Below are 23,815 nucleotides of genomic sequence, written 5' to 3'. Positions count from 1 at the left end.
TCGGGTTCTGGTGCGCGGTCTAGCACGGCGCACAGATCATGTCAGGTGGGATTCGCATGGCTGGGAAGGGGGCGCGTCGTGCCGCGATGGCGGACAGAAAAAAGAGGCCTGCGATTGCAGACCCCTTTTGTCGAATTCTCCCTGCCGGACCGGCCGACTTCTTATTGCGGGAAAGCTATGAAATCATGTGTGAGCCGTCAACATAAATAATTTTGAAATTATTCTGGGGTGCCGGCACACGAAAAAGACCGCACCCGAAGGTGCGGCCAGTTCAACAGGGAGGATGCGGGCAGACCGCGAACGACACGCGTGCTGCCGACACATCCACTCTGGCACAGCCGGGTTAATTTTGTATCCTCGCCGCAGTTGATCGGGGGACCATGGGTGGACGACAGGATTTTCATCGGCGGCGGTGGCGCGGGTTACGGCGAACCCCAGGCGCTTTTGCTGAAACAGGCGAACCGGCACGGTTTGATCGCGGGGGCCACCGGCACCGGCAAGACGGTGACATTGCAGATCCTGGCCGAGGGGTTCTCGGCCGCCGGGGTGCCGGTGTTCCTGTCGGACGTGAAGGGCGATCTGTCAGGCCTTGCGCGCGCCGGTTCGCCCGATTTCAAACTGCACGGGGCATTCAGCGACCGCGCCGCAACCATCGGGCTTGACGATTACGCGTATCGCGCGTTTCCGGTGACGTTCTGGGATCTGTTCGCCACGACCGGCCATCCGGTGCGCACGACCGTCGCCGAGATGGGGCCGCTGCTGATTTCGCGGCTGCTGGATCTCAGCGAGGCGCAGGAAGGCGTGGTGAACATCTGCTTCCGGGTGGCGGACGAGCAGAACATGGCCCTGCTCGATCTGAAGGATCTACAGGCATTGCTGGTCTGGGCGGGGCAGAACGCCCACGATCTGTCGCTGCGCTATGGCAATGTCGCGCCTGCGTCCATCGGCGCGATCCAGCGCCGTCTGCTGGTGCTGGAAAACCAGGGCGGCGCCGATCTGTTCGGTGAACCGGCGCTGGCGTTGTCCGACCTGATGCTGCGCGACGACGCGGGGCAGGGGCGGATCAACATCCTGGATGCCGGCCGCCTGATGCAGTCGCCGCGCCTTTATGCGACGTTCCTGTTGTGGCTGCTGAGCGAACTGTTCGAGGAATTGCCCGAGGTGGGCGACCCCGACAAGCCCCGGCTGGTATTCTTCTTCGACGAGGCGCACCTGTTGTTCGACGACGCGCCCAAGGCCCTTGTCGACAAGGTGGAACAGGTGGCGCGATTGATCCGGTCAAAGGGGGTCGGCGTCTATTTCGTCACCCAGAACCCCGCGGATGTGCCCGACGACGTGCTGGGCCAGTTGGGCAACCGGGTGCAGCACGCCCTGCGCGCCTTTACCGCCCGCGACCAGTCCGACCTGCGCAAGGCGGCGCAGACCTATCGCGACAACCCGGATTTCTCGACCGAAGACGCGATCCGCGAGGTCGGCACCGGCGAGGCGGTGACCTCGATGCTCGATCGCAAGGGCGCGCCCGGTGTCGTGCAACGCACGTTGATCCGCCCGCCATCGTCGCAACTGGGCCCGATCGACGCGACGCAGCGGGCCGAAATCATGGCGGTCTCGCCCGTTGCGGGGAAATACGATGTCGCCCTGGACCGGGAAAGCGCGTTCGAGATCCTGAAGGCCCGCGCCGCCAAGGCGGCACAGGACGAAGCCGCGCACCCCCCCGAGCGCGAGTTCACGAACGCCCGCCGATACGACCCCGCAGGCGGCACCAATGACAGGTCCGCCCGTCGCACCGAACCGGGCTTCGGCGAGGCGATGACCCGCATGGTGGTCAAGGAGCTGTCGGGCACCACCGGCCGGCGGATCGTGCGGGGCATCTTCGGCACCCTGTTCAAGGGCCGCTAGGGCGCGACCCCTTTTCACGTCGGCGGCTTCCCTGGTTTCAACCCGCGCGCCGGTGGTCCATACAGGCGACGACATGCTGTTGAAGTGGAGGACGACGTGAAGATTGGATTTGTCGGGACCGGCGACATTGCCGAGGCGATCATCAAGGGCCTGATGCGCGCGGATTTCCCCGTCGACAAGATCGCGGTATCGGCCCGCAGCCGTGCGATATCGTCCGAACTGGCGGAAACCTATGAAAAGGTAACGGTTTACGAGGACAACCAGGACGTTGTGGATGCCGGCAGCGACCTTGTGTTCCTGGCGGTGCTGCCGCACCAGGCCGAAGAGGTGCTGCGCCCGCTTCGGTTCCACGACGGCCAGGAAGTGGCCAGCGTGATCGGCACCCTTCCCGTCGAGACGATCGCGGATCTGACGGGTGCGACCGGATCGATCACGCGGGCCGTGCCGCTTCCGCCCGTGGCTGACCTGCGCGCCGTCACGGTGCTGTCGGGCCCGTCCGAGCGTCTCGAGGCCATGTTCGAGAAGCTGGGCGGCGTGATCGTGACGCAGAGCTTCGACGAGCTGAACGCGCTTACCATACCGACAACGCTGATGGGCACCTTCTTCGGGCTTCAGGAAATCGTTGTCGACTGGATGGGACAGAAAGGTGTCGGTGAAGCGGACGCGCGCAAGTTCGTCTCGAACCTGTTCCTGTCCCTGGCCCGGACCGGGGTGGAAAGTGGTCAGACCTTTCCCGAACTGCGCAAGGCCCACAGCACTCCTGGCGGGCTGAACGCGCAGATTTTCGATGTCTTTGTCGAAAATGGCGGCGACAAGGCGTTGACCAAGGCCATGGACAGCGTCATGGGCCGGATCCTCGCGGCCAGCGACAAGGCCTGAGACGCGCTTGCCACCGTGGCGGGTGGCCTTGCCTCCGCCACGGACCATCGTTTGCAATGCACCGGTGCGCTGTCATCGCACAGGACGGCTTTGCAAGGTGTTGATGTAACGAAAAATGGTGGGCGACCCAATAATGCCCACCGTAAGCCATTGAAGACGATCTGTTTTCGAGTGCGGGCTAGCTAGGATCAGGACTCATGGCCGATAGGTCACGGTTGCCGGAAGGGCGATTGCTGAGACGAAGACCCTGGGACAACGGTCGTATCGGGTTGCAACGCGCCGCCAATCCTTGAGCCTGCCGAACATGATCTCGATCCGGTTGCGCCGCTAGTATTGGCGCTTGCCGTACCTTGGGGCCTTCTTCCGCTGCTTTCGATCAAGGATGCAGGCTTGTATTGCCTTGTCTTGCAACGCTTCTCTGAACCAGTCGGCATCATGGCCCCGGTCGCCGAGCAGCCAGTCGACATCTGGCAGGCTGCGCAACAAAGCCCGTGCGCCAATGTAATCGCCGACCTGTCCAGCGGTCACGAACAGGTTGAGTGGGCGGCCTTTGCTGTCGCAGATGGCATGCAGCGTGTTCATGCCGCCTTTGGTGCGTCCGATCAGGCGTCCCCGCCCTCCCTTTTCGCTGCCATGCTGGTCGCTGTTCGGTGGGCCTTGAGATGGGTGGCGTCGATCATGACGGTCTTCTGTTCGCCGTGCTCGGCAGCCAAACCCGCCATCATCCCGGCAAAGACGCCCTTATCACGCCACCGCGTCCAGCGATTGTAGAGCGTCTTGTGCGGGTCATAGGCTGCCGGCGCGTCACGCCAGCGCAACCCATTGCGATCGATGAAGATAATCCCGCTCAGCACACGCCGATCATCGACGCGCGGCTTGCCGTGGGATTTCGGGAAGAAGGGTTCAAGACGCGCCATCTGCGCATCTGTCAGCCGGAAAAGATCAGACACATTCACCGCTCGATTTTCGAACCGCGAATCATGCCCATACGCAATATCAATGGGTCCTGACCCTAGGCCTGAAGCCGGGAATACCAATTCCATTCGGCGCTTTTGATGCACATCGGGACGCAATCGGCAGCGGCGCGCGGATCGGGGACGTAGTCAACGTCATAGGCACTTCAACCTGCATCGTCGCCATCGGCGGCCCCGAGACGAAGCCGGTTCCCGGCATCTGCGGGGCAGTGCCCGGCAGTGCGGTTCCGGAAACTGTCGGGGTCGAGGCGGGACAATCGGCCACGGGCGACATCTTTGAAGCGATCGCCAGACGTGCCGGCACCGACGTCAGCAGCCTGAGCCGGTCGCTTACTGGTCACGCGTCGGGATCCACCGGCCCCATGTGTCTCGTCAGCGACAACGTCCTATGTCGGGAAAATCTGGCTGCTTGGGTCAGCAGATCATGGGGCATCACGTGCTCGGGATGCGCTGACACGGCTGCCCAGACGGGCTCTGCCGTCAAGAAATGATCCCTTCCAGAGCAAACACAGGGTACGCGCGCTGGCGGCCGTCACCGTCCTCGATGCGCGATCCCAAATCCGAAGCGGAAGGCCCGAACATTATCTGCGAGGTCAGCAATCTGTCCCCACGGCTCATCACAGAGAGGTCCTTCCGTCTGGGCTCACCCCTTCGAACAAGGGGCGACAGGGTTCGTCGTGATTGACCACGGCGTGTACGGTGCGCGCAATCTTGGCCGCGATCGCAGTGCAGGCCTTGCGGCGCAGATGGCCGTTGTGCCCATCCTTTGAGATGTCGCGTTCGAACTTGTCCCGGAAGCTGTTGGTCCGCTTGAGAACGGCGGTTTGGCCGGCCATCCGGAGCGTGCGCCGCAATCGGGCATTGCCAGACTTCGAGATGCGGCTCTGACCGCGGAACATGCCGGACTGGACTGTGGCAAGATGCATGCCGCAGAACTTCAGGAACTGGCGATGATGCCGGAACCGACGCAGGTCACCGGCCCCGGCCAGGATGGTCATGGCGTTGATCGGGCCGATGCCGGAAATGGTCGTCAACAGCGGATAGTCGGGCAGATCCGACAGCAACTCGACGGCCCGCGCCTCAATCACATCGCGCTGTCGGATCAGGCTGCGACCTTCGGCCAGTGCCCGGCGGAGCATGCCGATAGCATCGGGGTCGGAATGCACTGGCAGTCCGACTGACCTGACCGCAGTGGCGTAAATATCTGAAAGCAGACATTCTTTGGAGATCTTGCGGCCAACGACCTCCCAGGCATCAGCTATGAAGGCCTCCTGGCTCATGGCCGTGATCGTATGTGGCGATGAATACTTCCCGAGGAACGCCAGAAACCAATCGGTCCGCGAGCTTCGGTGAAATCGCTCGGCCTCGGGAAAGTACAGCGGCAGGTAATGCGTCAGGATGCGGTGCCACAACCCGGTCTTCGAGCGCGAAACGATCTCGTGGGTCGTGGAGAGCTCCTGGATGTCCGCGGTCCCGGTCACGAGCGGATCATGGAAGAACTGCACAGCCCGGATCTCCAGCATGTGCAGGATGACCTGAGCGTCCTTCGGATCGTTCTTGTCCCGGCTGTTGTGCAGCACCTCGCGCGTTCGGGCCAAGCCAACGGGAGAGACGAGCTTCAGATCGAAACCGGCCTGGCCGAGATGATGAGCCAAGGCACGGTGATAATTGCCGGTCGCCTCAAACCCGATCCGTACTGGCAGTTCATAACTGGCGAGAGCGGTGGCCAGGCGCCGAAAATCTTCCAGCGTGTTCGTAATCGTCATGCGGCGACGGCGCTTCTTGCCGGGAATGCCAACAAGCACTTCGTGCCGGTGTTTTTAAATGTCGATGGCGCCCAGCACGGTCGAAGCGGTAGAATGGGTGGCGGTCAGGGCCGGTCTCCTCAGCAGTGTGGTTGTGCAAGACCACTGTTGAGACCTGAGACCCGGTTATGGCCACCCGCTGCGCAATTTGGAGGCTGCGCGCGTGGCCATAACCTCTCGGCAGCCATTCTTCCCGACGTGCTATGGCACCGAGCTGACCAGTAACGCGATCCTGCGGTGGTGTTCCGCGCACCGGATCGAATGGCACGACATCGCGCCGGGCAAGCCGGTGCAGAACGCCTTCGTCGAAAGCCTCGACGGCAGCTTCAGAGACGAGCTCTTGAACGAAACTCTGTTCCCATCATTGGCCCATGCGCAGATCGTGATTGCCGAACGGAAGGACGACTACAACCGAAACAGACCCCATTCATCCCGCGGCAATCTCACGCCGTATGTACTTGCAATGAAATCGAGACTGGAAACCAAGGCCGCATGAGGCCAGAAATCAACCGACGGATTCTCCCAAAGGTCGGAGGGAAGTCGGGTCTCGGGTCAGCCGGGATAGGACACGATTGCATGGTCAGCGTCGCATCTTTGTGGCGCACCTGAACAAAGCGGTCCGTAGCTTACTGATCTGAAAGTAAATGGTGGGCGACCCAGGAATCGAACCTGGCGTGCGTCTCCGCGAGGGAGTTACAGTCCCCTGCCACACCTTGCGGCCTGTCGCCCACACGAGCCGGTGTCCCGCCTCGTCACGGAGGGCAATATCCGGCCCGTTTTTTGACGTCAACCCGGAAATGCCATGGCTGGCGTCGATCGGGTTTTCGCGCTACGAAACGCGGCGGACAGTTTGGGGACAAATGATGAAAAAGCCGAAATGGGTGGTCGAGAAAGAGCGCGACAAGCGCGCGGCGGCTGCCGAGACGGTGTGGCTGTTCGGGTTGCACGCGGTGCGCGATGCCCTGAGCAACCCGGATCGCGAGCGGTTGCGCCTGGTGGTGACGCGAAACGCTGCCGACAAGCTGGCCGATGCCATCGCGCAGTCGGGCATGACACCGGAGATTTCCGATCCGCGAAAGTTCGCCGCCCCGCTGGATCCGGGATCGGTGCATCAGGGTGCCGCACTTGAAGTGAAGCCGTTGCACTGGGGGTCGGTCGAACAGCGCTGCCTGGCGCCCGAAGACGGGCGCGCCATCGCGGTGCTGCTGGACCGGGTCAGCGATCCGCACAACGTGGGCGCCGTGTTGCGCAGCGCCGAGGTGTTCGGCGCCGTCGCCGTCATCGCGCCGGCCCGTCATTCCGCCCCCGAAACCGGCGCGCTGGCCAAGACGGCATCGGGCGCGCTTGAGCGGCAGCCCTATCTGCGGGTCACCAACCTGTCGGACGCGATGGAGCGTCTGCGCGCCATGGGTTACGTCCTGATCGGCCTGGATGGCACGGGTACGACGACCCTGGACGACGCGGTGGCCGACGCCGGCAGCCGAGCCATCGCGCTGGTGCTGGGGGCCGAGGGGCCCGGAATGCGCGAAAAGACCAAGGCGACCTGCGATGTCGTGGCGCGCATTCCCGCGGCGGGCGGATTCGGATCGCTGAACGTGTCGAACGCGGCCGCGGTGTCGCTTTATGCCTGCGCGCGGCGCTGACGGGTCTTCACGTCACGATCACGAAACGGCGATCCGATCTTTTTTGCGCCACCGTGGCCCCCATATCACACTCAGGACGCGGGGCCGGAACCCCCGCATCAAGTCCTTCACTGTCCCTCGTTCCGAACTTCGCCCGGTCCATTGTGCCGGGCGTTTTTTTGTCCGAAGGTGCGGCATGACATATTCCGATGATCTTCTGCGCCGCATTCTCAGAAACACCCGTCGCATCGCCTGTGTGGGCGTTTCGATGAACCCCGTGCGCCCCAGCTATTACGTCGCGCGCTATCTGTCGCTGAAGGGGTTCCATGTCGTGCCGGTCAATCCGGTGCACGCGGGTGAACGACTGTTCGGCCAGACGGTCGTGCCGGACCTGGCCAGCGTGGAAGGGGCGGTCGATATGGTCGACATCTTCCGGCGTCCCGAATTCGTTCCCGATATCGTGGATCAGGCGTTGGAGCATTTGCCCGGGCTTTCGGTGATCTGGATGCAGATCGGCGTGCAACATGCCGAAGCCGCCGCCAAGGCCGAGGCGCGCGGTGTGACCGTGATCCAGAACCGCTGTCCGAAAATCGAATATCAGCGGCTGTTCGGCGAACTGCGCATGGGTGGGTTCAACACCGGCGTGATCTCGTCGCGGCTCTGATCACCGCGACGAGGGGTGGCGGCGGTGTCAGCCGCTCATTTCGGACGTCACGATCTTTTCGATGTCGTCGATGGAATGGTTCGTCAGTGTCTTCGGGATCTCGAAAATCAGCCGATCACGCACTTCCTTGTGCATCTTGTCGCGCAATTCGCCCAGGACACCCGGACTGGCCGCGATGACCAATGCGTCGAATTTGCCCTTGTGAGCATCTTCATACAGCATTTCGGCCAGATCGTCGGCGAATCTGTCCTTGGCCAACTCGTGCCAGTCGGTGTCCTGAAACGCCGACCGCGGGCCTGACGCCTGGTTGCCGGGGCGGCCTTCCTGCATCCGCCCGGGTCGGTTGGCGGATTGTTCGTAATCCGAAGGGTTGTCCTGTTCTTCCTTGCGGCGCACCTGAAGGTTCGGATCTTCGCCGTCGGTGATGTTTTCCAGCACCAGGGCCTTTTCACCGTCGGCAATCAAAACCCAGGCTTTGTGGGGCAGGGTGGTCATGTGTCGTCCTCTCCTGTACCGTGATGACCGCCAAGATCGCCTTGGCCCTTCTCATCGCTTTTTCGCACGCGCGTCGTGCCTTCGCCCTGCTTGGCGCGCTGTTCCTCGGCGCGGGTGCCCACCTTGCGCTCCAGATCGCCCTGGGCGCGGCCTTGTTGTGACGGGGTCGGGGTTTTGTCGATGAACGCGTCGGTTTCACGGGTTCCGTCGCTGGATCTCTTGCGCTCGGCCATCGTATCCTCCTGAGTGTGTGCAGTATCGCAATGCCGACCCGGGGGCCGTGGTTCCCTCGGGTCTGAACCCCGGCCGGCGCTGTGGCGTTGCCGAACGAAGGAGCTGACCCATGCACGATCACGGCGACGACCACGCACACGGCCACAGTCACGTCCCGTCGAACGAGGGCAAGCTGGCGTTCGCGGCCATCCTGACGGGCGGGTTCATGGTGGCCGAGGTGGTCGGCGGTGTCGTGTCGGGATCGCTGGCGCTGATCGCGGATGCGGGCCACATGCTGACCGATTTCGCCTCGCTGACGCTGGCGTGGCTGGCGATGCGGCTGGCGCGCCGTCCGGCGTCGTGGACGTTTACCTATGGGTTCGACCGGTTCTCGGTTCTGGCGGCGCTGGTCAACGGCCTGTCGCTGTTCGCCATCGCCGTGTGGATCGTGATCGAGGCGCTGCGCCGCCTGATGGACCCGCCCGAGGTTATGGGGGGTGTCATGCTCTGGGTGGCGCTGGCCGGGCTGGTCGTCAACATCGTGGCCTTCGTGATCCTGACCCGCGGCGAGGGCGAGAACCTGAACGTGCGTGCCGCCGCGTTGCATGTGGCGGGCGATCTTCTGGGATCGGTCGCGGCGCTGGTTGCGGCGGTGGTGATCATCTTCACGGGCTTCACGCTGATCGATCCGATCCTGTCGGTTCTGGTGGTGCTGATCATCCTGCGCTCGGCCTGGGCCGTGGTGAAGGAAAGCGGCCACATCCTGCTGGAAGGCGCGCCGCGCGGGTTCGACCGCGCCGCCGTGGTGCAGGCGCTGTGCGACGACATCAAGGGCGTCGCGACTGTCGATCACGTTCACGCCTGGTCGGTGACCGAGGAACGCCCGATGCTGACGATGGATGTCGCCACCCATCCCGGGTTCGACCCCATCGCCGTCAAGGCCGAGGTCAAGCAGATGCTGAAAGACCGCTTCGGCATCGGCCACGCCACCGTGGACGTGGCCTGAGCCCGGTCACTGGGCGCCGCAGCTGCCCACAAGCTGTTCGTAGCGGGCGACGATCCAGCCCGGCGCGTCGGTCGGGATACGCTCGTCGATGCTGGCCTGCGAGCGGGCAAAGATTGCCGCGGTGCGGCTGTTGTCGACCACCGGGAAGCTGTCGGTCGTCGCCACGCGGTCATAGACCACCAGCGCCACCGCCACCAACAGCACGCCCCGCGCGACCCCGAACAGGAAGCCCAGCGCCTGATCGATGCCACCGATGGCCGAGCGTTGCACCGCCCCCGCGAACAGCGGCGTGAAGATCGACGCCAGCACCAGCGCCACGGCAAAGACCGCGGCGAAGGACGCGATGATCGCCAATTCGCAACTGTCGCCCAGGAAATCGCCCAGCACGGGGATCTCGCGCACCAGCGGCTCGGCCTGAGGCGCAAAAATGAACGCCAGCACCGCCGCCGCGATCCAGCCGACGATGGCCATCGCCTCGCGCACCAACCCGCGCGAATAGGCCAGGATCGCCGATATGACGATCACCGCCGCTACGATGCCGTCGATGACGGTAAAACCTTCCATGCCTCAGCCTTTCGCTCGCGCGCCAGCCGCGCGGATTGTCGTCGCGCGCCAGTCGCGCGCAGTGTCGTCGCGCGCCAGTCGCGCGGATTGTCTTCCCGCGCCAGTCGCGCGGTTTTGCGGAACGCGCAGGGCGCGCGCCGCGGTTGTCATCCCGCGCCGAACAGATCGCCGACCAGCTCGGTCAGATCCTTGTATTTCCGCACGGACAGGCCCGCGTCCCCCGACAGCTTGCTGCGCGCGGGTGCGATGGCTGCGGAGAAACCAAGTTTTTGCGCTTCTTTCAACCTGTTTTCCGTTTGTGACACGGGACGTAACGCGCCCGACAGGCTGATTTCCCCAAATACCACGGTTTGCGGCGGCACTGAAATGTCCTCGCGGGCGCTGAGCAGGGCCAGCGCGACCGCCAGGTCGGCCGCGGGCTCGCTGATCCGCAAGCCCCCGGCGACGTTCAGATAGACGTCGAGCCCGGCAAAGGGAATGGCACAGCGCGCCTCGAGAACCGCCAGGATCATCGCCAGCCGCCCACCGTCCCAACCGACGGTCGACCGGCGCGCCTGGGAATGGGGCGAGGGGGCGACCAGCGCCTGAAATTCGCACAGGACCGGGCGTGTGCCCTCGATGCCGGCGAAGACCACCGATCCCGGCGCCGGATCCTCGCGATCCGACAGGAACAGGGCCGACGGGTTGGCCACCTCGGCCAGGCCGCCGCCGGTCATTTCGAACACGCCGATTTCCTCGGCGGGGCCAAAGCGATTCTTGACCGCCCGCAGGATGCGGAACTGATGACCGCGCTCGCCTTCGAAATAAAGCACGGTATCGACCATGTGCTCGACCACGCGGGGACCGGCGATGGTGCCTTCCTTGGTGACGTGGCCGACCAGGATCACGGCGACACCGTGGCGCTTGGCGAAACTGGTCAGCTCATGGGCGGCGGCGCGCACCTGCGACACCGAACCGGGGGCAGATCCCACCTGATCGCTCCACATCGTCTGGATCGAATCGATGATCGCCAGCGCGGGTTTTTCCGCCTCCAGCATGGTCAGGATGTCACGCAGGTTGGTTTCGGCGGCCAGCTTGACCGGCGCATCGGTCAGGCCCAGACGCTGGGCGCGCATCCGCACCTGTGCGCTGGCTTCTTCGCCGCTGACATAGATCGCCTTCAGGCCCGCACGGGCGAAACTGGCGGCAGCCTGCAGCAACAGCGTGGATTTGCCGATGCCCGGATCGCCGCCCACCAGCACGGCCGAAGCCGGCACCAGCCCGCCGCCCAGCACCCGGTCGAGTTCGGCCATGCCCGAGGCGGTGCGCGGTGGCGGTGCCTCGTCGGTGGAGAGGTCCGACAGCTGGATCCGGGCGCCGCGTTTCGCGCCCAGTCCGGTTGCCGGCCCGGTCGAGATCGGCACGTCTTCGGTGATGGTGTTCCATTCGCCGCAGGCATCGCAGCGGCCCGACCACTTGGTGTGCAGCGCGCCACAGGCGGAACAGACGAAGGCAGGGGGTTTGGCCATGGCGTCTTTTGCATCGCCCAGCCGGCGGCGGCAAGCCCCGAGGCAACACCGTGGGCGCGGACCCGCGAAAGTCGGGTGCCGGATGAACGCGCGCGTTGCGACAACACGCGGGCCACGCGACGGGCGCCGGGCTATCGGTGTCGTCAGGCCCCGAAGGCCCGCTCAGGCCAGGGCGAACTTGTAGAAGTGGAATTCATGGGCCGGATGTATGTCGGCGCCGATCACCGTGCCGTCGTGGTGGTTATAAAGCGACCGCCAATAGGGCTGAATCACCACGCCTTCGTCGCGCAACATCGTCTCGATCCGTTCCATCACCACGCGCCGGCTGTCGGCGTCGGCGATTGAATTGGCGCGTGCCATCAAGGCGTCGAATTCGGGGTTGGCAAAGCCGGTTTCGTTCCACGCCTGCCCCGAGGTATAGGCGATGGTCAGGGCCTGCACTTCCAGCGGCCGGTGGCTCCATTGGGTCGCGCTGAACGGATACCTGGTCCAGTCGTTCCAGAAGACCGCCCCGGGCAGGACCGAGCGTTTGACGTTGAGGCCGGCGTCGCGCAGTTGCGCCGCGACGGCATCGCCGGTGTTGCGCTGCCAGTCGTCATCGACGGTGATCAGGTCATGTTCGAAATCCGCCATTCCCGCGTCGGCCATCATCTGCTTGGCCGCCGCGGGATCGTTCGGGGCCGGGCCGATGTCGGCATAGGCGGGATGGATCGGGCAGACATGGTGGTTTGCGGCCACTTCGCCGCGGTCGGCGTATCCCAGTTCAAGACAGACGGCGTTATCGACGGCCAGCGCCAGCGCGCGCCGCACTTCGACGTTTTCGTAGGGTCTGATGCCGTCGATCTCGGCCAGTTGGTTGGGACGTATCACGATGGTCGCGGCCGTTACGGTTTCGGTCCGGGTCCAGCCGAGGGCGTCCAACACCTCGATGAAATCGCCGACGGTTTCATACAGCAGGTTGACCTCACCGGCCTTGGCGGCGGTGACCCAGCTTGACGGGTCGGTGCCGTAGTCCAGCATCTCGATCCGGTCCAGATAGGGGCCACCGTAAATCTCGGTGCCCCACCAAGGCTGTTCGGCGCGTTCGATCACGCACGCCTGGCCCACCTCCAGCGATACGGGCCGGAACGGGCCGGTGCCGATGATATCGGCGAATTCGCCCTCGGGCGTGAACGACTTGTGCGTCACCGCCGCCGGATAGTCCGAGAAGTTGGCGATCACTGCGATGTCCGGACTGGACAGGGTCAGTCGGACGGTGAAATCGTCGATCTTCTCGATCGCGCCCTCGCGCAGGGTGTTCGTGGCCTCATCGCGCAACCCGGCCAGGCGCGAGGCCATCGAATTCGCCGCCAGCGTGTTGTCGGCCCAAAGCCCGATGACGCGCACCACGTCATCGGCGTCGAAGGGATCGCCGTTGTGCCAGGTGATGCCGCGCCGCACGTGAAGGGTGTATTGCGTGGCGTCGTCGTTCACCTCCCAACGGTCCAGCAGCATGCCCCGGAACGTGCCGTCGGCGTTGTATTCCACCAGGTATTCCAGGAATCCGCGGGTGGCGTTGCTCAGTTCGCTCCAGTCATAAAGCCGCGGGTCGGTCAGGGCCTTGACGTTCATCTGGATCCGCAAGGTGCCGCCCTGTCGCGGCACCGTCTGCGCCTGCGTCGGGGCCGCCAGGCCAAGCAGGCCATAGGCGGCGGTGGCGCTGACCCCAAGGGCGGTGGCGCGGGTCAGAAACTCGCGACGGTCCAGCTTTCCCTCGGCGACCTCGCGCGCATAAAGGGTGGCGGCGGGATGGATGGCGTTCGCCGTGGCGTGATCTTGCATCGTTTGGTCCCTCGCAAATGGCGTGCGATCGGCACGGCCCGGTTGGCCGCGCCTGCCGGTCAGCCCATTCGCCATGATTGGCGCGGCAATATCAACGCCCGGAATGCGCGGGAGCCGAAAGCTCACGCGATCGGGATCGGCGGTCGGCCGGTTCAGTGGGCGCGTCGGAAGGCCGATGGTGTCTGGCCGGTCTGATGATGGAACGCGCGGGTGAAATAGGCGGCCGAGCGAAAGCCCAAGGTCTGTGCCACGTCCTTGATCGGCATCTCGGTGTCGCGCAGCATCCTGCGCGCTTCGTAATGCAGCCGGTCCTGCAACAGCGCCGACGCCGGTCGCCCCGACGCCGCCTTGCACGAGCGTGAGAGGTGTGTGGCGGTGACGCCCAGCGCGGCGGCATAATCGGCCACGCCACGCCCCTTGCGGAAGTCGCGTTCAAGCAGGGCGGTATAGGCGGCCGACAACCGCTCGGCCGCGCGTCGGTCGGTTTGCTCGCCCGACAGCATGGCCGGATCGGCGTGACGTTCCAGCCAGACGCTCAGCAATCCGGCATGGTGGTGCAAGGCCCGATCCATGGTGTCGGCCCCCATGTCCAGTTCGCGCTGGATGTTCTCGATCTGAAACGACATCTCGGCCTGCTGCTGGGCGTCGCGCAGCCGCAGGTGAAGCGGATCGGCCGGCATGTCGGCGCCGCATGCGCGCGGAAAGAACAGCGCCGATCCGGCAACCTGGCCCATCACGTCGAACCCGTGCATGGTATCCGCCGGCAACAGGATCGCGTTGTGCGCCCCGTAACCCCGCGTCACTCCCGACACGGTGATGCGGCCCTGGCCACGGATGAACCAGTAAAGCACCGGCGCCCCATAGCTGCGCATCGCTTCCGTGTGCCAGCGCCCGCCCTGGGTCAGGCGTTGCAAAGGAACGATGCGAAAGGACGCGGGAGGGCGGACATCGCCGTGGGTTGGGGCGGTGGGTGGCAAATCGGTCATGGCAGATCAGACCTTCGGGCAGGGACGGATGCGGCTGGCAGGCCACCGCCAGAGGGTCGGGGGATTCACCTTTTAGGTCAATTGGAATCTTCGGGATGGTCGGATTCGTGCCCAATGACAGCGCAGGCGCCCCCGCTGTCGGCGTCAGTGCGACAATGCCAGCCGGGTCCAGCCGGCCATCCGCTTGCGAAACCAGGTCCGCTGACGTTTGGCATATTGGCGGGTGGCGACGATCACGCGGTCGCGGGCCGCGTCCAGCGTGATCTCGCCGTTCAGATGGGCGATCAGCTCGGGCGCGCCGATCGCCTTCGCGGACGGATGACGCGGCGACCAGGTGGCCAGATTGGCCCGTGCCTCGTCCAGAACGCCGCCGGCCAGCATGGCATCGAATCGCGCCTCGATCCGCGCCAACAGCGCATCGCGCCCGGGATCCACCAGAACGCACAGCGCGTCCGAGCGGGGCAGCAGGGGCGGTGGCGTGTCGTCCTGCCATGCGGCGAGGCCGCGACCGGTGGTTGTCTGCACCTCCCAGGCGCGCTGGACCCGGGCCGGGTTCAGCCGGTCGATGCGCCCGGCGGTCTGGGCGTCGAGCGCGGACAGCATCGCGCCGATGCCGTGGTCGCGCAATAAGGCATCGCCCCGAGCACGCACCACGGCCGGGGTCGGCGGAATCTCGGCCAGCCCCTCGGTCAGGGCCGAGAAATACAGGCCGGTGCCGCCGACCACGATGGGGCGCGCGTTCGACAGCAAGGGCGCGACATCGCGCAGCCAGTGACCGACCGAATAGGGTGCATCGCCCGCGACATGGCCATACAGCCGGTGGGGCGCGCGCGCCGCGTCCCCGGGCGTGGGGCGGGCCGTCAGGATGCGCCAGTTGGCAAACACCTGAAGCGCGTCGGCATTGATGATCGTGCCGCCTGCCGATTCCGCGATCCGCAGCGCCAGCGCCGACTTTCCCGAAGCCGTGGGGCCGGTGATCAGAACGGGGGTGTCGTGCCCGGCGGCGGCAAGGATCCGCGCGGTGTCCATCGTCTCGGCCATTGCCGATGTTCCCCTGCGTTTGGCGCATTGAATTCCCGCAGGTTTTGCGACACTTTGCGCGCCAGCACAATCACACTCAGACATCAGGAACGGACCCCTCACATGACCGAGCCACGCCCGACTGCGACCGGCACCACCTATCGGCGGGTGCTTCTGAAGATTTCCGGCGAGGCGCTGATGGGCGATACCAAGTTCGGGCTGCATCCGCCCACGGTCCAGCGGATCGCCCACGAGGTGCAGACCGTGCACGAGATGGGGGTCGAGATCTGCATGGTGATCGGCGGCGGCAACATCTTTCGCGGGCTTCAGGGGTCGGCCCAGGGCATGGAGCGCACCACCGCCGATTACATGGGAATGCTGGCCACGGTGATGAACGCGCTGGCCATGCAGAGCGCGCTCGAGGAGTTGGGCGTGCATACGCGGGTGATTTCGGCCATCCCGATGGACCAGGTGTGCGAACCCTACATCCGGCGGCGCGCCGTGCGCCACCTGGAGAAGAAGCGCGTCTGCATCTTTGCCGCCGGCACGGGCAACCCGTATTTCACCACCGACACCGCCGCCACCCTGCGCGCCAGCGAGATGACGTGCGAAGCCATCTTCATGGGCAAGAAGGGTGTCGACGGGGTGTATGACAGCGATCCGCTGACCAATCCCGATGCCAAGCGGTTCGACCGGATCACCTATGACGACGTTCTGATGAAGAACCTCAAGGTCATGGATGCCTCGGCCATCGCGCTGGCCCGCGACAACAAGCTGCCCATCGTCGTGTTCTCGCTGGACGAACCGGGCGGCTTTCGCGGCATCCTGGCCGGGCAGGGCACCTATACGGTGGTGCACGGCTAACCCGCGCCCGAGCCTATACAACGGCCGGCATCTGACGTTATAACCCGGTGAACGGTCTGGAAAGACCGGCGAGTACATGAGGAACGACATGGCAGACGACGATTTTGAACTCGACATCGACGATATTCAGCGCCGCATGGATGGCGCGATGGAGGCGTTGCGCCATGAATTCGCATCGCTGCGCACCGGGCGCGCGTCCAGCTCGATGGTCGAGCCGATCATGGTCGATGCCTATGGCCAGCCGACCCCGATCAACCAGGTCGGCACGATCAACGTGCCCGAACCGCGCATGGTCACCGTCACCGTCTGGGACAAGGCGCTGATGGGCAAGGTCGAAAAGGCGATCCGCGAAAGCGGTCTGGGCATCAATCCCGTGATCGACGGCATGACCATCCGCCTGCCGATCCCGGAACTGAACGAGGAACGCCGCGTTCAACTGACCAAGGTGGCAAGCCAGCGCACCGAAGATGCCCGCGTCGCCATCCGCAACGTGCGGCGCGACAGCATGGACCAGCTGAAGAAATTCAAGGCCGCCGGCATGTCCGAGGACGATCACAAGGTCTGGACCGCCGAGGTGCAGAACATGACCGATGCCGCCATCGCCCGCATCGACGCCGCGCTGAGCAGCAAACAGGAAGAAATCATGCAGGTCTGAGCCCTGCGCGCGATCCGGCGATCGGTCGGGGCGCGCCGTCGCCAGGACAGGAGAGGCAACGTGAGCACCGACAAGACTGAAACGCCGACGCAGGGCCCACGCCACGTCGCCGTCATCATGGACGGCAACGGCCGATGGGCCCAATCGCGCGGCCAGCCCCGCCTGTTCGGCCACCATGCCGGGGTCAAGCGGGTCAAGGAAATCGTCCGCGCCTGCCCGGATTACGGCGTGAAATACATGACCGTTTTCGCCTTCTCGACGGAGAACTGGCGCCGCACCCAGGCCGAGGTTTCCGGCCTGATGAAGCTGTTTCGCCGCTATATCCAGTCGGAGGCCCGCGATCTTCTGGCCGAACGGGTGCGCGTGCGGTTCATCGGTGACCGGGTCAAGCTGGACCCGAAACTGTGCCGCGTGATGGACGAAATCGAACTGCTGACCAGCCGGAACGACCGCGTTCACCTGACGGTCGCGCTGAACTATGGCGGGCGCGACGAGGTGGCCCGCGCCACCAAGCGGCTGGCAAAAGAGGTCGCGGCCGGTCGGCTGGACCCCGAAACCGTGGACGAGACGACGCTGGCGCGGTTCCTCGACACCTGTTTCCTGCCCGATCCCGATCTGGTGATCCGCACCAGCGGCGAGGCGCGGATCTCCAACTTCCTGCTGTGGCAGTCGGCCTATGCGGAATACGATTTCGTGGATACGCTGTGGCCGGATTTCACGGTCGCCGAGTTTGCCAAGGTCCTGGGCGCGTTTTCGGCCCGTGACCGCCGGTTCGGTGCCGTCCCGGCATGAGTGTACCGGGAAGCGGGCGTTGGGACGATCTTGTGGTGCGCGTGGCATCGGGGGCCGGTGTCGCGGTCGTCGGGCTCATCTGTGCATGGCTGGGCGGTCTGTTCTTCCTGGCGCTGATCGTCGGCGTGGTCGCCGTCATCGTCTGGGAGCTGACCCGGATGCTGGACCCCAAGGCGCCCGCGCTGGTCATCGCCGGATTTGCCGGGGTTGCCATCCTTGCGGCCGAGCTTCTGCCGCCCGGTTTCGCATTGCCGCTGCTTCTGGCGCCGGCGTTTCTGGGGTTCGGTCAGTTGTCGCACCGCCGGGCGACCTTTGCCATCTTCACCACGATGATCCTGTTGGCCGGGTTCGGGTTGTTGATCCAGCGCAGCGACTTCGGCTTCACGTGGTTGTTGTGGCTGGTGCTGGTCGTGGCGACCACCGACATCGCCGGGTATTTCGCGGGCCGCTTCATCGGCGGGCCGAAATTCTGGCCCCGCGTCAGCCCCAAGAAAACCTGGTCGGGCACCGCTGCGGGATGGATCGGCGCCGGGATCGTCGGCGCCCTGTTCGCGGTGATCGCTGACGCCGGCTGGCAGTTGATCGGCATCTCGGTCGCGATCTCCATGGCCAGCCAGTTGGGCGATATCGCGGAATCCGCCGTCAAGCGCCGCGTCGGCGTCAAGGACAGCAGCAGCCTGTTGCCGGGCCACGGCGGTTTGTTCGACCGGTTCGACGGCATGCTGGGGGCGGCGGTTTTCCTGTTGCTGGTCGAACAGCTTGTCGATTTCCCACCGGGCGCGATGTGACCGTGACGCCGCGCCGGATTTCGGTGTTCGGCGCGACCGGGTCCATCGGTTGCAATACCCTGGATCTGATTGCGCGCGCGCCCGACGAATATCGCGTCGTCGCCCTGACCGGCGGGCGCAACACCGCCTTGCTGGCCGAACAGGCGCGCCGCCACCGGGCGGAAATCGCCGTCACCGCCCACGCCGATTGCCTGGCGGACCTGCGCGACCGGCTGGCCGGAACGGGCATCGAGACCGCGGCGGGCGCGCCGGCGATCCGCGAGGCTGCCATGCGCCCGGCGGATTGGGTGATGTCGGCCATCGTCGGCGCGGCCGGCCTGCCGCCGGGGATCGCGGCACTGGAGCAGGGGGCGACCCTGGCCCTTGCCAACAAGGAAAGCCTGGTTACGGCCGGGCCGCTGATGCTGGCCACGGCCCGGGCCTATGGCGCCCGGATCCTGCCGGTCGACAGCGAACATTCGGCGGTCTTCCAGGCTCTTGGCGGCGAGGATATCGCCACGGTGGAACGGGTGATCATCACCGCATCGGGCGGCGCGTTCCGCGACTGGCCACTGGACCGGCTGGCCGGCGCCACCCCCGAACAGGCCGCGTCGCATCCGAACTGGGACATGGGGCAACGGATCACCATCGATTCCGCCAGCATGTTCAACAAGGCGCTGGAACTGATCGAAACCAAGGAGTTTTTCGGCATATCGCCCGACCGGATCGAGGCGCTGGTCCATCCCGAATCGATGATTCACGCCATGGTCGGCTTCAACGACGGCGGGTTGATGGCCCATGTGGGACCGGCCGACATGCGCCACGCCATCGGGTATGCGTTGCACTGGCCGGACCGGCGCGCGCTGCCGGTCGAGCGGCTGGATTTCGCCGCGATCGGGCAATTCACCTTCCGTCCGCCCGACGACGCTCGCTATCCGGCGCTGCGCCTCGCGCGATACGTCATGGCCGCCGGCGGGCACGCGGGGGCGGTGTTCAACGGCGCCAAGGAACGCGCGCTGGATGCCTTCATCGCGCGCCGCATCGGTTTCACCGACATGGCACGCGTGGTCGAGGCGGCGATGACGAAACTGTCAGCGGACAGCCTGATGAACGCCGCGATTTCCCTTGATACCGTCGCCCATGCAGACCATCTGGCACGGGTGGCGGTGGACGAGGCAATCGGCGCATAGCCCCGGCGCGCGGCATCGGGGCACAAACAGAACAAGAACAGGCAGCGGCATTTCATGGATTTCATCGGACTGATCCCGTCCTTCGGCAATTTCTTCTATTCCGTCGTCGCGTTCATCGTGGCGCTGTCGGTGATCGTCGCGGTCCATGAATACGGCCATTACATCGTGGGCCGCTGGTCGGGGATTCACGCCGATGTCTTCTCGCTGGGATTCGGGCCGGTGATCTATTCGCGGATCGACAAGCGTGGCACCCGCTGGCAGGTCGCGGCGTTGCCCTTTGGCGGTTATGTCAAGTTTGCCGGTGACGCGGATGCCGCCAGTGTCGAGGCGGCGGATGTCTCGACACTCAGCGCGGCCGAGAAACGCCGCACCATGACAGGCGCGCCGCTCTGGGCGCGGGCCGCCACGGTGGCGGCGGGGCCGGGGTTCAACTTCGTCTTCTCGATCCTGATCTTCACCGCCGTGATGTTGGGGCGTGGCGTCGCCACCGACCCGTTGACGGCCGAGACGGTGATGCCGCTGCCCTATGCGGTGCAACAGGTCGAGGCGGGCGATACCCTGCTGGCGATCGACGGTCGCCCGACGCCGCCGCTGGCCCAGCTCGATTCCTATATCGCCGATCTGCCGTTGCAGCCGGAAATGGAATATACCGTGTCGCGCGACGGGGCCGAACGGGTCGTGCGCGGCCCGCATCCCTATCCGCCGCTGGTGAACGGCGTGACGCTGCAATCGGCCGCGATGGACGCGGGATTGCAGACCGGCGACGTGATCCTGTCGGTGGACGGCGATCCGATCTTCGCCTTCGATCAGCTTCCCGCCCGGGTGGCCGCGGCCGAAGGCGGCACGCTGTCGATGGAAATCTGGCGCATGGAGGACGGCACCGGCACCACGCGCACGGTCGAGATGTCGCCGCGCCGGGTCGATCTGCCCCGGGCCGAAGGTGGTTTCGAAACCCGTTGGCTGATCGGAATCTCGGGCGGCCTGTTCTTTACGCCCCAGACCGAGACGCCCGGCCTGTTCGACGCGGTCGGATCGGCGGCGGGACAGACATGGTATATCGCGAAGTCCAGTGTGTCGGGCCTGTATCACATGGCCGTCGGCGCGATCAGCAGCTGCGGCTTGCAAGGCCCCATCGGCATCGCCCAGACCAGCGGCGCGGCGGCGTCCCAGGGCGGGCTGACCTTCATCTGGTTCATCGCCGTGCTGTCCACGGCGGTCGGCCTGCTGAACCTGTTCCCGATCCCGGTTCTGGACGGCGGACACCTTGTCTTTTATGCCTACGAGGCGATTGCCGGAAAGCCGCCCAGCGAAGGCGCGCTGCGGATCTTCATGATCATCGGTCTTTCGCTTCTGGGAACGCTGATGCTGTTCGCGCTGACGAACGATCTGTTCTGCCCCTGATATATCTGCGCCCTGCCGTAATTGGGCCTTATTTGTTGATTATTCCTTTCCGCGATCCAATCGCACTCGGACGGAGGGGAGCATCATGCGTTATATCGAGAACGGGGCCAAAGGTCTGTCTCTTCTGATCGACCTGAACAGCGATCGCCTGATCTATCTCGGCGCCCTTGCGGCCGCGCTGATGATGGGTGCCTACATCGGGTCGTTCTGACGCCGGGATTGTCCACAGCATATTGGGCCGGATTGGTCGGATTTATACCGTTTTCCGGTGTCGTGCGTTTTGACAAGCCCCCGCAATCCGGCTAACCAACTGACAACAGGTTGCTGGATTGGAACGGGGCAGATGGGCAAATTGGGCAAAGGCGTTTTGCGTCACGGACGGTCCGCGCTGTTGGGGGGATCGGTTTCATTCGTTGTTCTGGTGGCGGCGGGGGCTGTCGGACCGTTGGCGGTCAGCCCGGCCGGTGCCCAGACCTACAGCTTTTCCAATGTCACCATCGAAGGCAACCAGCGGATCGAACCGCGCACGATCCTGTCCTATGCCGGGCTCGGGCAGGGTGGGGCGGTCAGCGCCGGTGAACTGAACGACGCCTATCAGCGGCTGGCCGGATCGGGCCTGTTCGAAACCGTCGAACTGGTCCCGCAGGGCGGCACGCTGGTCATCAAGGTCCGCGAATGGCCGACCGTCAGCCGCATCAACATCGAAGGCAACCGGCGCCTGAAGGACGATGAACTGATGGCCGCCGTCCAATCGCAGGCGCGCCGCGTCTACAACCCCACCCAGGCCGAGGCCGACGCCGCCGCCATCGTCGAGATCTACGAGGCTCGGGGGCGTCTGGCCGCGACGGTGACGCCCAAGATCATTCGCCGGTCGGACAACCGCGTCGATCTGGTGTTCGAGATTGCCGAAGGCAAGGTGGTCGAAACCGAACGCGTGTCGTTCGTCGGCAACCGCGCCTATTCCGACCGTCGCCTGCGGCGTGTTCTCGCGTCCAAGCAGACGGGTTTCCTGCGCGCCATCGTTCAGTCGGACAACTTCGTCGCCGAGCGGCTGGATCTGGACAAGCAGCTTCTGCGCGACTTCTATACCTCGCGCGGCTATGCCGACTTCCGCATTCAGAACGTCAGCAGCGAATTCTCGCGCGAGCGCAACGCGTTCTTTGTGACGTTCAACGTGCAGGAAGGCCAGCGGTTCAAGTTCGGCGAAGTCTCGGCCACGTCCGAGATCGAAGGGATCGATGCCAACGATTTCCTGGCCGTTGCCAAGGTGAAACCGGGGCAAACCTATTCGCCGGTCGCCCTGGAAAACGACATCACCCGGATGGAGCGTCTGGCCCTGAAACGCGGGCTGAACTTCGTGCGGGTCGATCCGCAGGTCAGCCGCGACGCGCGAAACCAGATCCTGAACATCGATTACGTGCTGTCGCGTGGTCCGCGGATCTTCGTCGAACGGATCGACATCGAGGGCAACCAGACCACGCTGGACCGGGTGATCCGCCGACAGTTCAAGATCGTCGAGGGCGACCCGTTCAACCCGCGCGAGATCCGCCAGAGCGCCGAGCGTATCCGCGCGCTGGGATATTTTGCAGACGCCGGGGTCGAATCGCGCCAAGGGTCGGCCGAGGACCAGGTCATCATCGACGTCGACGTCGACGAACAGCCCACGGGCAGCCTGACGTTCGGCGCAAGCTATAGCCAGGACAGCGGACCGGGCGCGACGATCGGTTTTTCCGAACGCAACTTCCTTGGTCGGGGCCAGACGTTGAACCTGGACGTGGCCACGGGCACGGATTCGGCCAGCTCGCAGATCGAGTTCATCGAGCCGGCGTTCCTGGGCCGTGATCTTCAGTTCCGCTTCCGCGCGTTCTATTCGCAGACGGAACAGGACAATTCCTATTACGACACCCGCATCGCCGGGTTCGAGACCGGCTTCAGGTTCCCGGTCTCGGAAAACGGTCAGCTGGGCGTGAATTATCGCCTGTCCGAGGACAAGATCTTCAACGTCTCAACCGACAGCTCGCCGATCCTTCAGGCCGAAGCCGGAGCACTTTATACCAGTTCACTGGGATATTCATACAGCTTCGACACCCGTCGCACCGGGCTGAACCCGAACGCCGGGATCCTGTTGCGCTTTGGTCAGGACTTTGCAGGGATCGGCGGTGACACGCAGTATGTCCGCACGACCGCCCTTGCCACGGCCCAGACCACGGTGATGAACGAAGAGGTGACGCTGAGCGCCACCATCGAAGGCGGTGCAGTGCACAGCCTGGGCAGCAACAACGGGTCGCGCCTGACCGACCGGTTCTTCCTTGGCACGAACCAGTTGCGCGGTTTCGCGGTCAAGGGGGTCGGGCCCCGTGACATCAACGCCAAGAACCAAGACGCCCTGGGCGGCAACATGTTCGCCGTTGCAAGGCTCGAGGCCGAGTTCCCGCTGGGGATCCCCGAGGAATACGGGATCAGCGGCGGTGTGTTCTTCGATGCCGGCACGGTTTGGGGTCTGGACGACACCATCGGCGCCGGCGGCGTCGCGGTCGACGACAGCGCGCATCTGCGGTCATCCATCGGGGTTTCGGTGTTCTGGGACACGCCCATCGGCCCGCTGCGCTTCAACTTCGCCAAGGCGCTGGTCAAGGAAGACTATGACGACGAGCAGAACTTCAACCTGACGATCTCGACCCGGTTCTGAC

20 protein-coding genes, 1 tRNA gene and 3 pseudogenes are annotated in these 23,815 nt (G+C 64.8%); 14 read left to right on the top strand and 10 right to left on the bottom strand.

Annotated elements, in window-relative coordinates; translation table 11 throughout:
• Positions 1 to 384: 384 nt before the first annotated feature.
• Together CFP68_RS01530 and CFP68_RS01525 are read left to right on the top strand one after the other, a co-directional pair.
• Positions 385 to 1,899: a helicase HerA-like domain-containing protein gene (locus CFP68_RS01530; RefSeq protein ID WP_099823726.1), complete on the top strand. Its 1,515-nt coding sequence runs from the start codon at positions 385 to 387 to the stop codon at positions 1,897 to 1,899.
• Positions 1,900 to 1,995: 96 nt separating this feature from the next.
• Positions 1,996 to 2,778: an NAD(P)-binding domain-containing protein gene (locus CFP68_RS01525; protein ID WP_158234111.1), complete on the top strand. Its 783-nt coding sequence runs from the start codon at positions 1,996 to 1,998 to the stop codon at positions 2,776 to 2,778.
• 195 nt (positions 2,779 to 2,973) lie between these two features.
• Here the strand turns inward: CFP68_RS01525 and CFP68_RS01520 are convergent.
• A pseudogene (locus CFP68_RS01520) lies at positions 2,974 to 3,728 on the bottom strand (IS5 family transposase).
• Positions 3,729 to 4,369: 641 nt separating this feature from the next.
• Positions 4,370 to 5,641, bottom strand: a pseudogene (locus CFP68_RS01510) (IS110 family RNA-guided transposase).
• Between the two features lie 121 nt (positions 5,642 to 5,762).
• Between CFP68_RS01510 and CFP68_RS01505 the strand changes: the two are divergent.
• Positions 5,763 to 6,053: pseudogene (locus CFP68_RS01505) on the top strand (integrase core domain-containing protein); the annotation flags it as partial.
• A gap of 149 nt (positions 6,054 to 6,202) precedes the next feature.
• Here the strand turns inward: CFP68_RS01505 and CFP68_RS18040 are convergent.
• Positions 6,203 to 6,286: transfer RNA gene (locus tag CFP68_RS18040), tRNA-Tyr, on the bottom strand.
• Positions 6,287 to 6,420: 134 nt separating this feature from the next.
• Between CFP68_RS18040 and rlmB the strand changes: the two genes are divergently transcribed.
• Entirely contained in the window at positions 6,421 to 7,200 is a 780-nt protein-coding gene (rlmB, locus tag CFP68_RS01500) for a 23S rRNA (guanosine(2251)-2'-O)-methyltransferase RlmB (RefSeq protein WP_099824183.1), read from the top strand.
• Between the two features lie 175 nt (positions 7,201 to 7,375).
• Positions 7,376 to 7,843, top strand: a complete 468-nt coding sequence (locus CFP68_RS01495; RefSeq protein WP_099823722.1) for a CoA-binding protein — start codon at positions 7,376 to 7,378, stop codon at positions 7,841 to 7,843.
• 27 nt (positions 7,844 to 7,870) lie between these two features.
• On the opposite strand, the gene CFP68_RS01490 is transcribed toward CFP68_RS01495, so the two are convergent.
• The gene (locus tag CFP68_RS01490; protein ID WP_099823720.1) at positions 7,871 to 8,338 is read right to left on the bottom strand and encodes a host attachment family protein; all 468 of its coding nucleotides are present in this window, start codon (positions 8,336 to 8,338) and stop codon (positions 7,871 to 7,873) included.
• The gene (locus tag CFP68_RS01485) at positions 8,335 to 8,571 is read right to left on the bottom strand and encodes a hypothetical protein (protein ID WP_099823718.1); all 237 of its coding nucleotides are present in this window, start codon (positions 8,569 to 8,571) and stop codon (positions 8,335 to 8,337) included. The genes CFP68_RS01490 and CFP68_RS01485 overlap by 4 nt, the downstream gene beginning before the upstream one ends.
• A gap of 110 nt (positions 8,572 to 8,681) precedes the next feature.
• Here CFP68_RS01485 and CFP68_RS01480 point away from each other — a divergent pair, with 110 nt between their 5' ends.
• Positions 8,682 to 9,557, top strand: a complete 876-nt coding sequence (locus CFP68_RS01480) for a cation diffusion facilitator family transporter (protein ID WP_099823715.1) — start codon at positions 8,682 to 8,684, stop codon at positions 9,555 to 9,557.
• 6 nt (positions 9,558 to 9,563) lie between these two features.
• Here CFP68_RS01480 and CFP68_RS01475 read toward each other — a convergent pair whose 3' ends face one another.
• The 5 genes from CFP68_RS01475 to miaA form a co-directional block, all read right to left on the bottom strand.
• Entirely contained in the window at positions 9,564 to 10,121 is a 558-nt protein-coding gene (locus tag CFP68_RS01475) for a CvpA family protein (RefSeq protein WP_099823713.1), read from the bottom strand.
• A 146-nt stretch (positions 10,122 to 10,267) separates the two neighbouring features.
• A complete protein-coding gene (gene radA / locus CFP68_RS01470; protein ID WP_099823711.1) occupies positions 10,268 to 11,629 on the bottom strand; it encodes a DNA repair protein RadA in 1,362 nt (453 codons plus the stop codon).
• A 162-nt stretch (positions 11,630 to 11,791) separates the two neighbouring features.
• Complete coding sequence (locus tag CFP68_RS01465) at positions 11,792 to 13,450, bottom strand: ABC transporter substrate-binding protein (RefSeq protein ID WP_099824180.1); 1,659 nt, start codon at positions 13,448 to 13,450, stop codon at positions 11,792 to 11,794.
• Between the two features lie 152 nt (positions 13,451 to 13,602).
• Positions 13,603 to 14,436: a helix-turn-helix transcriptional regulator gene (locus CFP68_RS01460; protein WP_099823709.1), complete on the bottom strand. Its 834-nt coding sequence runs from the start codon at positions 14,434 to 14,436 to the stop codon at positions 13,603 to 13,605.
• A gap of 144 nt (positions 14,437 to 14,580) precedes the next feature.
• Entirely contained in the window at positions 14,581 to 15,477 is an 897-nt protein-coding gene (miaA, locus tag CFP68_RS01455; protein WP_241523904.1) for a tRNA (adenosine(37)-N6)-dimethylallyltransferase MiaA, read from the bottom strand.
• A gap of 102 nt (positions 15,478 to 15,579) precedes the next feature.
• Here miaA and pyrH point away from each other — a divergent pair, with 102 nt between their 5' ends.
• From pyrH to bamA, 8 genes are all read left to right on the top strand, one after another.
• Entirely contained in the window at positions 15,580 to 16,320 is a 741-nt protein-coding gene (gene pyrH, locus CFP68_RS01450) for a UMP kinase (RefSeq protein WP_099823707.1), read from the top strand.
• An 88-nt stretch (positions 16,321 to 16,408) separates the two neighbouring features.
• Positions 16,409 to 16,975, top strand: coding sequence for a ribosome recycling factor (gene frr / locus CFP68_RS01445; protein WP_099823705.1), 567 nt, complete (start codon positions 16,409 to 16,411; stop codon positions 16,973 to 16,975).
• A 60-nt stretch (positions 16,976 to 17,035) separates the two neighbouring features.
• Entirely contained in the window at positions 17,036 to 17,767 is a 732-nt protein-coding gene (gene uppS, locus CFP68_RS01440) for a polyprenyl diphosphate synthase (RefSeq protein ID WP_099823703.1), read from the top strand.
• On the top strand, positions 17,764 to 18,555 hold the full coding sequence (locus CFP68_RS01435) for a phosphatidate cytidylyltransferase (RefSeq protein ID WP_099823701.1): 792 nt from the start codon (positions 17,764 to 17,766) through the stop codon (positions 18,553 to 18,555). The genes uppS and CFP68_RS01435 overlap by 4 nt, the downstream gene beginning before the upstream one ends.
• Positions 18,552 to 19,724 carry a 1-deoxy-D-xylulose-5-phosphate reductoisomerase gene (gene dxr / locus CFP68_RS01430; RefSeq protein ID WP_241523903.1) on the top strand — a complete coding sequence of 391 codons (1,173 nt, stop codon included), beginning with the start codon at positions 18,552 to 18,554 and terminating at the stop codon, positions 19,722 to 19,724. The genes CFP68_RS01435 and dxr overlap by 4 nt, the downstream gene beginning before the upstream one ends.
• A gap of 54 nt (positions 19,725 to 19,778) precedes the next feature.
• The gene (gene rseP, locus CFP68_RS01425) at positions 19,779 to 21,125 is read left to right on the top strand and encodes an RIP metalloprotease RseP (protein ID WP_099823699.1); all 1,347 of its coding nucleotides are present in this window, start codon (positions 19,779 to 19,781) and stop codon (positions 21,123 to 21,125) included.
• An 85-nt stretch (positions 21,126 to 21,210) separates the two neighbouring features.
• On the top strand, positions 21,211 to 21,336 hold the full coding sequence (locus tag CFP68_RS18565; RefSeq protein ID WP_277621450.1) for a hypothetical protein: 126 nt from the start codon (positions 21,211 to 21,213) through the stop codon (positions 21,334 to 21,336).
• A gap of 132 nt (positions 21,337 to 21,468) precedes the next feature.
• Positions 21,469 to 23,814 (top strand): outer membrane protein assembly factor BamA, encoded by a 2,346-nt coding sequence (bamA, locus tag CFP68_RS01420; protein WP_099823697.1) that lies wholly within the window; start codon positions 21,469 to 21,471, stop codon positions 23,812 to 23,814.
• The last annotated feature ends 1 nt before the right edge of the window (position 23,815 follow it).

This window comes from Oceaniglobus indicus (genome assembly GCF_002751875.1).
Lineage (GTDB): Bacteria > Pseudomonadota > Alphaproteobacteria > Rhodobacterales > Rhodobacteraceae > Oceaniglobus > Oceaniglobus indicus.
The sequence above is the reverse complement of the archived record's forward strand: the minus strand, read 5'-3'. Positions and strand labels throughout refer to the sequence as shown.

What these genes read in the sequence shown, in the direction of transcription:
- CFP68_RS01460 (WP_099823709.1), bottom strand. Translation starts at nt 14,436, where the DNA reads ATGACCGATTTGCCACCCACCGCCCCAACCCACGGCGATGTCCGCCCT.
- CFP68_RS01435 (WP_099823701.1), top strand. Translation starts at nt 17,764, where the DNA reads ATGAGTGTACCGGGAAGCGGGCGTTGGGACGATCTTGTGGTGCGCGTG.
- rseP (WP_099823699.1), top strand. Translation starts at nt 19,779, where the DNA reads ATGGATTTCATCGGACTGATCCCGTCCTTCGGCAATTTCTTCTATTCC.
- CFP68_RS01485 (WP_099823718.1), bottom strand. Translation starts at nt 8,571, where the DNA reads ATGGCCGAGCGCAAGAGATCCAGCGACGGAACCCGTGAAACCGACGCG.
- miaA (WP_241523904.1), bottom strand. Translation starts at nt 15,477, where the DNA reads ATGGCCGAGACGATGGACACCGCGCGGATCCTTGCCGCCGCCGGGCAC.
- frr (WP_099823705.1), top strand. Translation starts at nt 16,409, where the DNA reads ATGGCAGACGACGATTTTGAACTCGACATCGACGATATTCAGCGCCGC.
- CFP68_RS01495 (WP_099823722.1), top strand. Translation starts at nt 7,376, where the DNA reads ATGACATATTCCGATGATCTTCTGCGCCGCATTCTCAGAAACACCCGT.
- CFP68_RS01480 (WP_099823715.1), top strand. Translation starts at nt 8,682, where the DNA reads ATGCACGATCACGGCGACGACCACGCACACGGCCACAGTCACGTCCCG.
- CFP68_RS01490 (WP_099823720.1), bottom strand. Translation starts at nt 8,338, where the DNA reads ATGACCACCCTGCCCCACAAAGCCTGGGTTTTGATTGCCGACGGTGAA.
- bamA (WP_099823697.1), top strand. Translation starts at nt 21,469, where the DNA reads ATGGGCAAATTGGGCAAAGGCGTTTTGCGTCACGGACGGTCCGCGCTG.
- rlmB (WP_099824183.1), top strand. Translation starts at nt 6,421, where the DNA reads ATGAAAAAGCCGAAATGGGTGGTCGAGAAAGAGCGCGACAAGCGCGCG.
- CFP68_RS01465 (WP_099824180.1), bottom strand. Translation starts at nt 13,450, where the DNA reads ATGCAAGATCACGCCACGGCGAACGCCATCCATCCCGCCGCCACCCTT.
- CFP68_RS18565 (WP_277621450.1), top strand. Translation starts at nt 21,211, where the DNA reads ATGCGTTATATCGAGAACGGGGCCAAAGGTCTGTCTCTTCTGATCGAC.
- CFP68_RS01475 (WP_099823713.1), bottom strand. Translation starts at nt 10,121, where the DNA reads ATGGAAGGTTTTACCGTCATCGACGGCATCGTAGCGGCGGTGATCGTC.
- pyrH (WP_099823707.1), top strand. Translation starts at nt 15,580, where the DNA reads ATGACCGAGCCACGCCCGACTGCGACCGGCACCACCTATCGGCGGGTG.
- radA (WP_099823711.1), bottom strand. Translation starts at nt 11,629, where the DNA reads ATGGCCAAACCCCCTGCCTTCGTCTGTTCCGCCTGTGGCGCGCTGCAC.